Origin of the sequence: Streptomyces sp. NPDC003720, assembly GCF_042875075.1 — a bacterium.
Classification (GTDB): domain Bacteria; phylum Actinomycetota; class Actinomycetes; order Streptomycetales; family Streptomycetaceae; genus Streptomyces.
The window spans coordinates 85753-98905 of record NZ_JBIANZ010000013.1; the positions used below are offsets into that span (position 1 = coordinate 85753).

The window sequence follows — 13153 nt, forward strand, 5'->3', positions numbered from 1 at the left end:
CACGGCAGTCCGCGCCCCGCGAGGCCCGGAGCGGGGAGAGTCGGCGGCGGAGGTTTTGCGCTCGCGTCATCCTTTCGGCCCCTTCAGTGGGCGATCGTAGAACCCCTCGAAACCAGGACCGCCGGCGTCACCGGCGGGATCGTCGACGGCCTGCTCTTCACCGTCGATACGGCTCTGCCCCTGCTCAACACCTGGGGTGCCTCGCAGATTCTCACCGTGCCGCGGCTGCCCGGCGACGATCTCCTCGAGCACGGCGGGCGGAAGTAGTTCGACGAGCCGCTTCCGCGCGGTCGCCGGCCACCCGCCGGGTCACGCTGGGCGGCGGGCGGCCGTGCCAGGGGTGAAGCTGGAGGTGACCGTCGGCCACCTGGAGAAGCCCGTGACCAACGCCCCTGCCACGCCCCGGCTCGGCGCCCCTCCCGCGAACCGGGGCGGGCCCCTCCTGCGAGCCGGGCCCGGCCCCTTCTCGCGCTCGGGGCCGCCCCGGGACGCCTACGCGATCGGGTGACTCGAAACCCGGGATCGGGGAACCGGAGGACATGCCCTGCCCCACAAGGGGAGGGCCGGGTCTCCGACGCCCGGCTCCCTCACCGGAAGAAGGATCATGATGGCGCACGAAGACGACGGTGGGCAGGCCGTGCCGAGCACCCCGGACATGCGCTCCGACGGCGACGGGGTCGCACGCCGCCGTCCGCTGCGCGAACGGCACGTCGAGGAGACGGTCGAGGTCGCGGTGCCGGTCCGCACGGCCTACAACCAGTGGACGCAGTTCAAGACGTTCCCGCGCTTCTCGACCGTGGTTCGCGACGTCGAGCAGATCAGGCCTACCGTCACCGCGTGGACCATCGGCTACGGCCCCCTGCGTCACCGTTTCGCGGTCGAGATCGTGGAACAGGACCCTGACGCCTACCTGGCCTGGCGTGGCCTGGAGCAGCACCCCACCCACCAGGGCGAGATCGAGTTCAGGCCGACGGAGTCCGGTGGCACCTCGATCACGGTCCGGATGCTCCTCGAACCGCAGGGGGCCGCGAAGGTCCTCACGCGCTCGTCCAGGGTCGTGGGGCTGACCGCGCGACTGGTGCGCGGGGAACTGGTGAGTTTCAAGCACTTCATCGAAGGGCTCGGTGAGGAGGGCGGTGCCTGGCGCGGCACCATCCGCAACGGCCGGGTTCAGCACGACACCGCGGAGCCGCCCAGGAGCCGTGTCGCCCAGTGGCCCGTCGGCTGACCCGCGTACCGCACACGGCAAGAGAAAGGCCAAACGATGCAGAACCCGCCCGGTGAGGAGCCGGAGACCTCCCTCTCCGTGACACCGCCGAAGAAGTGGGCGGCCGGGGTTCCCGCCGTCGTGCACGCGCTGGAGTACTCCCTGGAGCAGACCTCGCCGCGCAAGACCGGGGTAGACCTGCTCACCATGAACCAGGTGGGCGGGGTCGACTGCCCCGGCTGCGCGTGGGCGGACCCCGCTCCGGGCCGGCGCCATCGCAATGAGTACTGCGAGAACGGCGCCAAGCACATCAACGACGACGCCACGACGCGCCGGATCACCGCCGACTTCTTCCGCGAGCACAGCGTGTCCGATCTGGCCGCCCGCTCAGACATGTGGCTCAACCAGCAGGGCCGGCTCACCGAGCCGATGATCAAACGGCCCGGGTCGGACCACTACGAGCCCATCGGCTGGAACGACGCGCTGGGCGTCCTCGCGCAGGAACTCAAGGGTCTTGACTCGCCCGACGAGGCGGTCTTCTACACCTCCGGCCGGGCCAGCAACGAGGCCGCCTTCGTCTTCCAGCTCTTCGCCCGCGCCCTGGGCACCAACAACCTGCCCGACTGCAGCAACATGTGCCACGAGTCCAGCGGCTTCGCCCTGAACGAGACGCTCGGCGTCGGCAAGGGCACCGTGAGCCTCGACGACCTCCACCACGCGGACCTGATCTTCCTGGTCGGGCAGAACCCGGGCAGCAACCATCCGCGGCAGCTCTCCGCCCTGGAGGAGGCCAAGCGCAACGGCGGCCGCATCGTGGCGGTGAACCCGTTGCCGGAGGCGGGGCTGCGGCGCTTCAAGAACCCGCAGAAGCCACGCGGGGTCGTGGGGCGTGGCACCCAGATCGCCGACCGCTTCCTGCACATCAAGCCGGGCGGGGACCTCGCCCTGTTCCAGGCACTGAACCGGCTGTTGCTGGAGGCGGAGGACGCGCGTCCCGGCACCGTCCTGGACCACGACTTCATCGACGCCCACACCTCCGGTTTCGAGGAGTTCGCCCGGCACGCCCGCACCGTCGACTGGGACGACGTGCGCGCGGCGACCGGACTGACCCGCGAGGAGATCGAGAAGGTCCGCGACGAGGTCCTGCGCAGCGACCGCGTCATCGTGTGCTGGGCGATGGGCATCACCCAGCACAAGCACGGCGTGCCCACCATCCGGGAGATCGTCAACTTCCTGATGCTGCGCGGCAATCTGGGGCGCGCCGGCACGGGTGCCTGCCCGGTGCGCGGCCACAGCAACGTCCAAGGTGACCGCACCATGGGCATCTGGGAGCAGATGCCGGACAGCTTCCTGGACGCCCTTCAGGAGGAGTTCGGCTTCGATCCGCCACGCCCGCACGGTTTGGACTCGGTGAACTCGATCAAGGCGATGCTTGAGGGCCGCGTCAAGGTCTTCCTCGCCCTGGCCGGGAACTTCGTGCGCGCGGCGCCCGACAGTGAGGTCACCGAGAAGGCGATGCGCTCGTGCCGGCTGACCGCCCACATCTCCACCAAGCTCAACCGCTCGCACACCGTCTGCGGCGACACCGCCCTGATCCTGCCGACGCTTGGGCGCACCGAGCGTGACGTCCAGGCCGACGGCGAGCAGTTCGTCACCGTCGAGAACTCCATGAGCGAGGTGCACACCTCCCGGGGACGGCTCGAGCCGGCCTCGCGCGTGCTGCTGAGCGAGGTCGCCATCCTGTGCCGGCTCGCCCGGCTGAGCGTCGACGGCGAGAAGGACATCCCCTGGGCGAAGTTCGAGGGCGACTACAACACCATCCGCGACAGCATCTCCCGGATCGTGCCGGGCTTCCACGACTTCAACGCCCGGGTGACCCGTCCAGGAGGCTTCCAGCTACCCAACCCGGTCAACGAGGGCGTGTTCAGGACCGAGACCGGCAAGGCCCGGTTCACCGCCAACGAGCGGGTGGTCCTCCGAGCCCCCGAGGGTCACCTGCTGCTGCAGACCTTGCGCTCGCACGACCAGTGGAACACCGTCCCGTACACCAACAACGACCGCTACCGCGGCATCCACGGCAGCCGCCACGTGATCCTGGTCAACCCGGCCGACCTGTCCGAACTCGGCCTCGCCCAGGGCGATCGCGTGGACCTGGTGAGCGTCTGGGAGGACGGCATCGAGCGCCGCGCCGAGAACTTCGAGGTCGTGCCCTACCCGGCGGCCAAGGGTTCGGCCGCCGCCTACTACCCGGAGACGAACGTCCTGGTGCCGCTCGACAGCGTCGCCGACGTGAGCAACCAGCCCACGTCGAAGGGCATCGTCGTCCGCCTCGAACCCACGGGCGACCGATCCCGGTCGGTACCCGTCTGACCGCAACCGGCGCCGCCAAGGGGCCCCGCTGACAACAGCGGGGCCCCGCCGTCCGTCCAGGCGGTTTCGTCCGTATCACCGGCCGGAGCAGAGGAAGCTGCGGACGGTCTCACGGTGGCTCCGGCCGCCGCACCCCCCACACCCTCCCCAGGCATCGAAGGATCAGTAGAGTCTTCGGCGTGCGCGACGTACGGGTGGTACTGATCGGCGGGACGTCGAACGTCGGAAAGTCGACCGTCGCCCAAGTGGTGGCGGAGCGGCTCGGGTTCGAGTGCCTGAGCACCGACCGGCTGGCCCGGCACCCCGGGCGCCCCTGGAGAACGCCGCAATCGACAGGTTGGGCCTGGAGCGCATCGACGCGGGCCGCGGACGGTCTGCCGTGGAACTGGCCGACACCGTGCTCGCGGCTGCCGACGCGCAGACCGCGGTAGGACAGTCATCCACCGGTCGGTGACCACTCGTGCCGGCTCACCTTCGGCTCCGGTCCCCTCCACCGCCCGGCCCAGCTCGCCGTGCCGGTTCGTGAACGCCGCCCTACGCTCGGGGCATGCACCGCCGCCCGATGCACATGTCTGCCGAAGCCCAGGACGCTCTGCGCACCGCGCTGGAGGAACTCCGCGCGGAGCTGAAGGTCCCCCTGAGCTTCCCCAAGCGCGTACTCAAAGCGGCCGACAAGGCCGCGGGTGAGGCGCGCTTGCCCGAGAAGGACGCCACCCACCTGCCGTTCTTCACGATCGATCCGCCGACCTCGAAGGACCTCGACCAGGCCATGCACCTGGAACGGCGGCCCGGTGGCGGCTACCGCGTGTACTACGCCATCGCGGACGTGGCGACCTTCGTCAGGGCGGGCAGCCCTCTGGACGTCGAGGCGCACGACAGGATCGAAACGCTGTACTTCCCCGACCTCAAGGTGCCCTTGCACCCGCCCGTCCTCTCCGAGGGCGCGGCCAGCCTGCTGCCGAACAAGGACCGCCCCGCCCTGTTGTGGCAGCACAACCTCGACGCCGACGGCAATCTGACCGACTCGTCCGTGAGCCGGGCCGTGATCCGAAGCCGGGCCCAGCTCGACTACGACGGCGCCCAGCAGGCCATCGAGAACGGCACGGCGGAGGAGTCCCTCGCCCTGCTGCGCGAGATCGGCGAGCTGCGGGAGGCCGTCGAAATCGCGCGCGGCGGCATCTCGGTGAATCTGCCGGACCAGGAGGTCACCCTCGAGGACGGATCGTTCCAGCTGCGCTACGTGGCGACGCTGCCGGTCGAGGGCTGGAACGAGCAGATCTCCCTCATGACCGGGATGTCCGCGGCCCAGATCATGCTCGACACGGGTACCGGCATCCTGCGGACCCAGAAGGAGCAGGCCGATCAGAACGTGATCAAGCGCCTGCACGACATCGCGAAGGCGCTGGGCATCGTCTGGCGGCCCGGCATCTCGTACGCCACGCTGGTCCGCAAGCTCGATCCCCGGAACCAGCAGCACATGGCCTTCCTCACCGAGGCCACGAGCACGATGCTCAAGGCGGAGTACACCGTCTTCCGCGACAACCAGAAGCCGGCGTACACGATGCACGCGGCGATCGCGGCCCCGTACGCCCATTGCACGGCTCCGCTGCGACGCCTGGTCGACCGGTACACCGGTGAGCTGTGCGTGACGGCGTGCGCGGACAAGGCCCCGCCGAACTGGGTGCTCGACGCCCTGTCCTGCATCCCGTGCGACATGGCACGGGGGAAGAGTGGTCTGGCGGAGCGGCAGACCCTGGACCTGGCCGAGGCCGCGGTGCTCAAGGACCGCGTGGGCGAGGTGTTCGACGCCGCGGTCATCGACACCGACGCGGAGCGGGGCAGGCCGCGCGAGGGCAAAGTGTTCCTGGCCGACCCCGCCGTGCTGGCCAAGGTCGTCTCGACCAACGGCCTGGACCTCCAGCTCGGATCCAGCATCAGGGCCAGACTCAAGCAGGCGGACCCCGCCGCGGACGAGGACAAGGTCCTCTTCACCGTGCCCTAAGGGGTGCCCCGTAAAGATCCCGGAGCCGCCTCGGGCATGGGGGGAGGAGGGTGCCGTCGACGTCGTCCGCGGCGGCCGCGGACTGAGCCGCCACCCTACAGGGGCGCGGCACCGTGCCACGCTCCTGCCAAGGTGGTTGCACGCGCGGCTAGATCCGCAACTCCTGTGCCAGCACAGCAGCTTGTACCCGGCTGCGCAGTCCGAGCTTCGCCAGCATACGACTGACGTGCGTCTTCACTGTGCCCTCCGCCATCGACAGGCGGCGGGCGATCTCGGCGTTGGACAAGCCCTCACCCACACAGGACAGCACCTCCCGCTCGCGCCGGGTGAGCCCGTCCAACACGGCGGGATCGCCGCTCGCCCCCCGCACCGGCCTCGCGGCGAACTCGGCGATCAGCCGCCGGGTGACGGCCGGGGCGACGATCCCCTCCCCGCGCGCCACCGTCCGCACCGCCGCCAACAGGTCCGCGGCCTCGGTGTTCTTCAGCAGGAACCCGGCCGCCCCCGCCTGCAACGCCCCGAAGACGTACTCGTCGAGATCGAACGTGGTCAGCACCAGTACGTCCGCGAGTCCCTCGACGGTGATACGCCGGGTCGCCGCCACCCCGTCCAGGCGCGGCATCGACACGTCCATCAGGACCAGGTCGGGGCGCAGTTCACGCGCGAGTTCCACCGCCCGCTCGCCGTCCGCGGCCTCGCCGGCCACCTCGATGTCGGGTGCGCTGCGCAGGATCAGGACGAGCCCAGCGCGGACGGCGGCCTGGTCCTCGGCGACGAGAACTCGGATCATGCGGGCTCTCCCTCAGTCAGTGGAAAGACGGCGTGCACGGTCCACACGCCGCCGTCGGGGCCGGCCACAAACGTGCCGCCGAGCAGCGTCGCCCGCTCCCGCATCCCGGTCAGACCGGCGCCCGATCCGGGTGCGCGGGGCGAGTCGCCCGCCCGGTAGGGGCTGGTCACGCGCACGTCCAAGGTGTCGCTTCGCTGCCGGAGGCCGACGTGGACGCGCCCCTTCGCCGCGTGCTTGAGGGCGTTGGTGAGGGACTCCTGGACGATCCGGTACGCGGCCAGTTCCACGGGCGCGGGCACCGCGCCGTGTCCGGCGTCCAGGGTCACGTCCAGGCCGTTGGCGCGGGCCCCGCCGACGAGTCCGGCGAGACTGTCGAGGGTGGGGGTGGCGGCGGGTTCGAGGTCGCCGTCCCTGTCCCGCAGGATCCCGATGAGCCGCCGCATCTCCGCCAGTCCGTCCACGCTGTTCTCCCGGACCACGTTCAGCGCGTCCTTCGAGGTCTCCGGGTCGTCGAGGGAGAGCGCGGCGGTGGAGTGGATGGCGATCGCGGACAGGTGGTTGGCGATCACGTCGTGCAGCTCCCGGGCCATCCGCGCCCGCTCGGCGGTGACCGCCTGGGCGCGGTCCATCTCCGCCAGCAGCGCGGTCTGTTCGGCCCGCAGCCGCGCGGCCTCGGCGGCGTCGCGATGGTTGCGGACCACCCAGCCGGTGGCGGCGGGTGCGAACGCCACCACACCGATGCCCACGCCGATCAGCAGGCCCTGCGGATCACGCCACAGCGCAGCCGGCACGACTCCGCCGACGACCGTCAGCATGCCGGTGATCCACGGGATGCGGCGCGCTGAGGCCGGGGTGCCGTACAGGACGGCCGCGTACACCAGATCGGTGTACAGCACGATGGTGACGATGCTGCCGCAGGTCGCCGTGTCCAGGATCAGCGCGGCGGTGCCGATCAGCAGACCGGCGCGGGGCACGGCGCGGCGCAGCGGCTCGCAGGCTGCGGTCACCGCGAGCGGCACCAGCGGCGCCCACGAGGCGTCCCAGAGCACGAGGCCGTCCGAGGGCGTGCGCGGATGAATGCCGAGCATCCACAGCAGCACCCCGCCGAGAAGGCCGCCCACGGCGATGCGCCAGTCGTCGCGGTGGGGGCGGGGGAGTGTGAAGGCCATGGGCTCCATCCAACACGACCCGCAAACGCCGCGCCTGCGCCGCGGGAAGGGTCCCGAACTGCATCTTTCGCTTACCCGGAACTCATCGTCACCGACGACGGCCCGCGGGCGGGGCCACGCGAGGCTGGAAGCGGAGTGAAGGGAGCAGTTCGTGATCGTCGGACTCATCGCCGCCTGCGAGGTGGCCTTCTGGGTATTGCTGGCTGCGGGGCTGGCCTTCCGCTACCCGCTGCGGATGCGCCGCACCGGGCTTGCACTGCTGCTCTGTGAACCGCTGCTGGAGGTCGTGCTGTTCGTGGTCACCGCGATCGACCTGAAGAACGGGGCCGAGCCCGACTGGCGGCACGGACTCGCCGCCGTCTACATCGGCTTCACCGTCGGCCTCGGACACTCGACGATCAAATGGGCGGACGCCCGCGTGGCCCACCGCTTCGCCGACGGCCCGCCGCCCGAGCGGCCCCCCAAGTACGGCACCGCCCGCGCCGTCCACGAGTGGAAGGTCGCGGGCCGCTGGATCCTCGCCTCGGCGGTCGCCCTGGCCCTGTTGCAGGGGGCGGTCTGGTACGTCGGCGGCGACGGCGGGACCGGCCCGCTGCGCGCCTGGCAATCGCGGATGCTGTGGCTGATCGGCATCAACGTGGTGATCGCCGCGAGCTACACGCTGTTCCCCAAGCGCGAGCGCTCGTGACACTCAAGGCCAGAGGCCACACGCAGTGAGCTGCCACAACATCTGAGACCGGATACCTGGAACTTGGCGTGGGCAAGGGCGGATCAACTGGCATCCGCCCGGTCCTACGGAGCGGGCGCCCGTCCCGGCATGGTCGCCAGTAGGTGCCGGGCCGCCCAGCCGGGTCCGCGTCGGCCGAGTTCACGAGCCCAACGTGCCATACGCGGCCGCACGTTCACGTCCAGTGCCCCGAGCGCTTTCGCCACGTCACCGCGCGCCAGCGCGTTGGGGTCCAGTACGAGCCCCACGCCCGCCCGCTCCGCATCCCGCGCGATGGCGAACTGGTCGCTGGACAGGGGCAGGATCAGCGCGGGCACCCCGGCGCGCAGGCACTCGGTGAAGGAGTTGCCGCCACCGTGATGCACCATCGCGTCCACATGCCCGAGCAACCGCTGCTGCGGAACCGTGGGCCGCACGACGACACGCTCTCCGGCCAGGTCGGCGAGCGCCCCGGTACGGTCGCCGGCGGCGACGACGACAGCCGTGTCAGCGCATCCCTCCAGCACATCCGACACCACGGCGCGCAGCACGTCGTCGCGGGCCGACAGGAACGTGCCCAGCGCGACGAGCACGACCCTCTCGGAGCGGGCGCGCAGCAGCTCCATCCGCCGCGCCCACTCCGCGGACAGGGGTTCAGCCGGGCCTGTCATGTGTCCCGCGAAGAGATGCGCAGGGCCGTGAGGCGGGGCCGGCAACCACGGCACTTCCGGGTAGGCGTACACGACCGCCGAGGGTGACGTCAGAGCGAACGCGCGGCGCGGGACCGGCGCTTGTGGCGCTCTGCCGTTGACGAAGGCGGTGAACAGTTCCGTGAACAGCCGGTCGTTCGTCTCAGCGACCGACCGAAGCCCGGCCAGCTGCGACGGCTCCGGACGCAGGACGTCCGGCCAGTCGTAGGGCACGCCGAACAAGGCGCCCGGTCCCGACAGCACGTAGGTCGGGTGGCCGGGGCAGAACGTCGCGTACGCCAGCCTCAGACAGTGCAAGGCAAGAGTCACCGGATAACTCAGCTGGTCGACCACGAACCAGTCGGGCCGCAGCCGCTCGTCCACAGCACGCAGCGCCGCATGGACCCCGTCGGGGTCGGCGAGCATGTCCGCCTGCCGGTGCCGCGCCTGGGTGACCAGCGCCTCGACCGCGCCTTTCCCGGTGGCCTGCACGAACTCGGCCAACCGCGCGGCCTCGTCCGCTGCCTGCTCGGTCGCCTCCGCCACACCGGTGTTGGCGTTGCGCGTCACGGTCAGCGGCACGAAGCCGACGCCGGCACGCACCGCGAGCTCCTCGAAAGCGGGGGCGCAGGCGAAGTACACCTCGGCACCCCGCGCACCGAGTGCCGCCGCCAGGACGGACAGGGGGGCGGCATGAGAGGCGAAGGGCGGGCTGACGACGACGATACGTGGCATACCACGGCTTCCCCGGCCCGCCCCCGTACGGATGCGCCTTCGGCGTTCCGCCCGCAGCGCATGAGCTCGGCACCGGTCCCGCCCGCCAGGCACCGGTCCCGCCCGCCAGGCACCGGTCCGGCACACCGGCCGGACCGGCCGGTGCATCCGCCCGACGCACCGCGGGCGAACCATCCGCGAACCCCCCCCGAGCAGCCAAGGAGAGACGGTGGCCGTAGCCGTATCCGCAACACCCGCACAGCACGACGCCTCGCGCTGTGCGGACGCGGACCCGCTGATCGCCGCGCGCCACGCGTTCTACGCAGCTCCCCGCGCCGGCGCCACGCACTCGTCCGCGCTCCCGCAGAGCGGTGAGGAAGCGGCACCCGGTGACCTCGGCCGTCTGCTGGAGGCCGAGTACTCGTGCGGGCCCCGCAGCGTGCCTTCGGACCAGCAGCCGCGACTCAGCCGCGAGGACGTCACCACCGCGGCCCTGCGGCAGGCATGCCGGCTCGCCGTCCCCCTCACCCCCGACGCGGTGCTGACCCAGGCCCACGGCGGCCCCCGGACGACCGCAGTCCTCACGGAGATGTGGCCGCAGACCGTGCAGCGCTACGGAACGGCATGGGCCGAGGAGGCCCTGCACCGCGAGCTGCGGGCGTACTCGTCGGACGCCACACGCACGGCCCTGCTGCTCGATCTTGCCGAGTCGACCGGACTGCGCCCGGTCACCGCGGCCGACGCGGCGGCCCTGGCCGCGGCGGGGGACCGCGCCGTGCGGCACGCCGCATGGCGCTACCTTCACCGGCACCCCGAGGGGGCGGCACACCTTCCCGATCACGGGGCGGCAGCCGACCCCTACGAGCACCTCCTCCTCAGCCCCCACCTCCCCGCGAGCGGGGAAGAACCGGCCCGGGCGGGCCTCGTGATCGCTCAGGCCATGCTCGTCGGTGGACTCGACACCCCGGGCCAGGGCCAGAGCGGCGGGCTGTCCGTCCTGCTGGGCGGCCTCGGCGACCACATCGCGGCACACCAGGACGTGGCGACCGTCATCACCGTAGTGCCTGCCGGGCACAAGGAACTCGTGTCCGACCCCCGCCTCCTGCGCGAACGCCGACCAGGACACCACGTACTGCACCTGCCGGTCGACGCACCGGCCGCGCCCCAGCAGCACCGGATGCACGAGCACCGCGCGGCGCTCGCGTGGTGGGCCACGCGACTGCTGCGGGCCCTGCCGCGACCGGTGGACGTGCTGCACCTGCGGTACGCGGACGACGGCAGCCTGGCTCTCGCCCAGGCGGCCCGGCGTACCGGCACACGCCTCGTCTTCACCGCGACGCCGGATCCCCACCGGGAGATCGCGGCCAGATACTCCGGGGCCGGCCGCTCCGATCCGGAGGCGGGCGAACGCCTCCGCCACGATCTGCACCGGGTCTTCCTCGCCGACCGCCTCGTCGAGCACGCCGACACCGTGATCGGCATCCCCGGCCGCGAGGGCACCCGTGAGCTGGTCAGGTACTTTCCCGTTCTCGGCGCCCGCTACGGCGTCGCGGGCCCGGCCGCGCCGCCCGAGGGAATCGCCCCCTACGTCCCGGCCGTGAACGAGTCGACTCTGCGGACGGCGATGCTGGGCGACCTGTTCAGCGACGGTGGACGGGACGACGCCCTGGCCGTGCGGGACCGCGAGCTGCCCCTCCTGCTCTGTGTGGGCCGCCTGCACCCCATGAAGCAACAGGACTTGCTGCTGCGGACCTGGCTGGCCACCGGGCTCTGGCGCCGGACCACGCTGGTAATGGTGGGCGGCAGCACCGACCAGCCCACCCCGACCGAGCACCGGATACGCACCACCTTGCGCGAACTCGTACAAAACCACCCCGCGGCGGCACGCCGTCTGGCTCTCCTGCCCGCCATGCCCAACGACCAGGTGCGCCGCCTGGAGCGAGCTCTCGCCGATCCGACCGGAGGAGTCCGCGCCTGGTACGTGTGCCCCAGCCGCAAGGAGGAGTTCGGCATCGCCATCCTCGAGGCCATGGAAGCCGGACTTCCCGCAGCAGCCCCGCGCCGCGGGGGAGTGGGCCACTACCTCTCCGACGGCGTCAACGGAATGCTCATGGACACCGCTTCCTCGGCCGGACTGGCCCACGGCCTGCGCCGACTCACCGCACTGCCCGAAAGCCGACGCCGCCGTCTGGCACGGGCCGCGCGCCGGACGGCGACGGCGCGCTTCTCGGTGACCGACATGGCGGACGCCCTGGTCGGCGAGTACGCCCGGACAGAGCGGACGGCCCACGAAACCGCCCATTGATACCGGCGAAGCCCGCCTCCACCATGTTGCTGTACCTCGCCGCACACGGCAGGGAGGCGTGAGGTACAACTACGCCATGACGACTCGACCGACGCAGGCGATGTGGTGGGCTGAAATGGCGATCTGCCTCGCCGCGGCGGCCGTGACTTTCACGGGCGCCGTCGCCGCTCTGGGGTCATCGGCAGCCCCAGGGCGCCACGTGACCTTGGACGGCGGGGCTTCCATTTTGCTGCTCGCGCTGTCCGCAGGCGTCGGCATCTTGGTGAGCGGCCGGTTCAGGGCGTGGGGCCTGCGCCGGCAGGCCGCGTCCGGCGGACGGTCATGAAACCCGTTGTGGCAGCGACGCCACCGTGGACACGGATCCAACCGCCTCCGCACGATGAGCGGTGAGCGGTGAGCGGTGAGCGGTGAGCGGTGACAACAGCCTCTGACCCCATGCCCACGCTGCGGTCCGATGCCTGAGCCTCACGGCCCGACCCGCCGGGGCGGTATCTGGTCAGCGTGCGGGCGGCCGGGTCGGCCTCTACGGTGAAAGGGCAATTCAGGGGGAAGGCTGGTGCGCGGTTCCCTGTGTCGCTGCCGGTTGCCGTGTGCCTTGCCCAGCACGGAAGGTGGGTACCTGTGATGGCTACCTCGTCCGACGCTCCGGTCCTCGAAAAGCTCGCGGCGATGACGATGGATTCGATCGAGCACTGTGGGATGGACGCAGCACCGCTGATCCTCACGCGCATTGCCGCGCTCGCGGCGATGGACGCTCCGGCGATCTCCTACCTTGCGCATGTCGATCCAGCGATCAAGGCGAATCTGACGGTGGAGCAGGTGCAGGATGTGCTGGTGGCGATCGCTCCGGTGATCGGTACGGCGCGAGTGATGGCGGCGGCCGCGCACATCACCGAGGCGCTGGGCTTCGCCGTTGCCGTGGCGGAGTCCGACGCGGAGGCGATGGCCATGGCGGAGAGCGAAAGCCGGAGGTCCTGAGGGCCCGACTCAGAGTGCCGTGTATGGCAGCCGCGGACCGAAGTCGACGCTCCGATCCGCCTCCCTCATGATGCGAGCGGCTTCGGTGTTCACCTCGGTGGGGACGTCGCCGCGTTCCCGGACGAGCCTGTCGTAGATCGGCGCATCGTCCCAGGTGTACCGGATGTGGTCATGCTGGCTCACTGCCGTGTCCCTTCCCCGTGTGTACAAACGGTTAGCGAGT

11 protein-coding genes are annotated in these 13153 nt (G+C 71.2%); 6 read left to right on the forward strand and 5 right to left on the reverse strand.

Annotation, left to right across the window (positions count from 1 at the left end; all coding sequences use genetic code 11):
* Positions 1-66: 66 nt before the first annotated feature.
* Positions 67-252 carry a hypothetical protein gene (locus ACFYU0_RS31180; protein ID WP_389305469.1) on the reverse strand — a complete coding sequence of 62 codons (186 nt, stop codon included), beginning with the start codon at positions 250-252 and terminating at the stop codon, positions 67-69.
* A 355-nt stretch (positions 253-607) separates the two neighbouring features.
* Between ACFYU0_RS31180 and ACFYU0_RS31185 the strand changes: the two genes are divergently transcribed.
* The 3 genes from ACFYU0_RS31185 (at position 608) to ACFYU0_RS31195 (ending at position 5579) form a co-directional block, all read left to right on the forward strand.
* On the forward strand, positions 608-1228 hold the full coding sequence (locus ACFYU0_RS31185) for an SRPBCC family protein (protein WP_351668582.1): 621 nt from the start codon (positions 608-610) through the stop codon (positions 1226-1228).
* Between the two features lie 36 nt (positions 1229-1264).
* A complete protein-coding gene (locus tag ACFYU0_RS31190) occupies positions 1265-3577 on the forward strand; it encodes an FdhF/YdeP family oxidoreductase (protein WP_389305471.1) in 2313 nt (770 codons plus the stop codon).
* A 547-nt stretch (positions 3578-4124) separates the two neighbouring features.
* The gene (locus ACFYU0_RS31195; protein WP_389305472.1) at positions 4125-5579 is read left to right on the forward strand and encodes an RNB domain-containing ribonuclease; all 1455 of its coding nucleotides are present in this window, start codon (positions 4125-4127) and stop codon (positions 5577-5579) included.
* Between the two features lie 148 nt (positions 5580-5727).
* On the opposite strand, the gene ACFYU0_RS31200 is transcribed toward ACFYU0_RS31195, so the two are convergent.
* Together ACFYU0_RS31200 and ACFYU0_RS31205 are read right to left on the reverse strand one after the other, a co-directional pair.
* A complete protein-coding gene (locus ACFYU0_RS31200) occupies positions 5728-6369 on the reverse strand; it encodes a response regulator (protein WP_389305473.1) in 642 nt (213 codons plus the stop codon).
* Positions 6366-7538, reverse strand: a complete 1173-nt coding sequence (locus ACFYU0_RS31205; protein WP_389305475.1) for a sensor histidine kinase — start codon at positions 7536-7538, stop codon at positions 6366-6368. Before ACFYU0_RS31205 ends, ACFYU0_RS31200 begins: the two co-directional genes overlap by 4 nt.
* A gap of 151 nt (positions 7539-7689) precedes the next feature.
* Between ACFYU0_RS31205 and ACFYU0_RS31210 the strand changes: the two genes are divergently transcribed.
* Positions 7690-8226, forward strand: coding sequence for a hypothetical protein (locus ACFYU0_RS31210; RefSeq protein WP_389305477.1), 537 nt, complete (start codon positions 7690-7692; stop codon positions 8224-8226).
* Between the two features lie 104 nt (positions 8227-8330).
* Here the strand turns inward: ACFYU0_RS31210 and ACFYU0_RS31215 are convergent, their stop codons facing one another.
* Positions 8331-9668, reverse strand: a complete 1338-nt coding sequence (locus ACFYU0_RS31215; protein WP_389305479.1) for a nucleotide disphospho-sugar-binding domain-containing protein — start codon at positions 9666-9668, stop codon at positions 8331-8333.
* Between the two features lie 208 nt (positions 9669-9876).
* Here ACFYU0_RS31215 and ACFYU0_RS31220 point away from each other — a divergent pair, with 208 nt between their 5' ends.
* Positions 9877-11952 (forward strand): glycosyltransferase family 4 protein, encoded by a 2076-nt coding sequence (locus tag ACFYU0_RS31220; protein ID WP_389305481.1) that lies wholly within the window; start codon positions 9877-9879, stop codon positions 11950-11952.
* Positions 11953-12576: 624 nt separating this feature from the next.
* Positions 12577-12930: a carboxymuconolactone decarboxylase gene (locus ACFYU0_RS31225; protein WP_389305483.1), complete on the forward strand. Its 354-nt coding sequence runs from the start codon at positions 12577-12579 to the stop codon at positions 12928-12930.
* 9 nt (positions 12931-12939) lie between these two features.
* Here the strand turns inward: ACFYU0_RS31225 and ACFYU0_RS31230 are convergent, their stop codons facing one another.
* Complete coding sequence (locus ACFYU0_RS31230; RefSeq protein ID WP_389305485.1) at positions 12940-13113, reverse strand: hypothetical protein; 174 nt, start codon at positions 13111-13113, stop codon at positions 12940-12942.
* Positions 13114-13153: the final 40 nt, after the last annotated feature.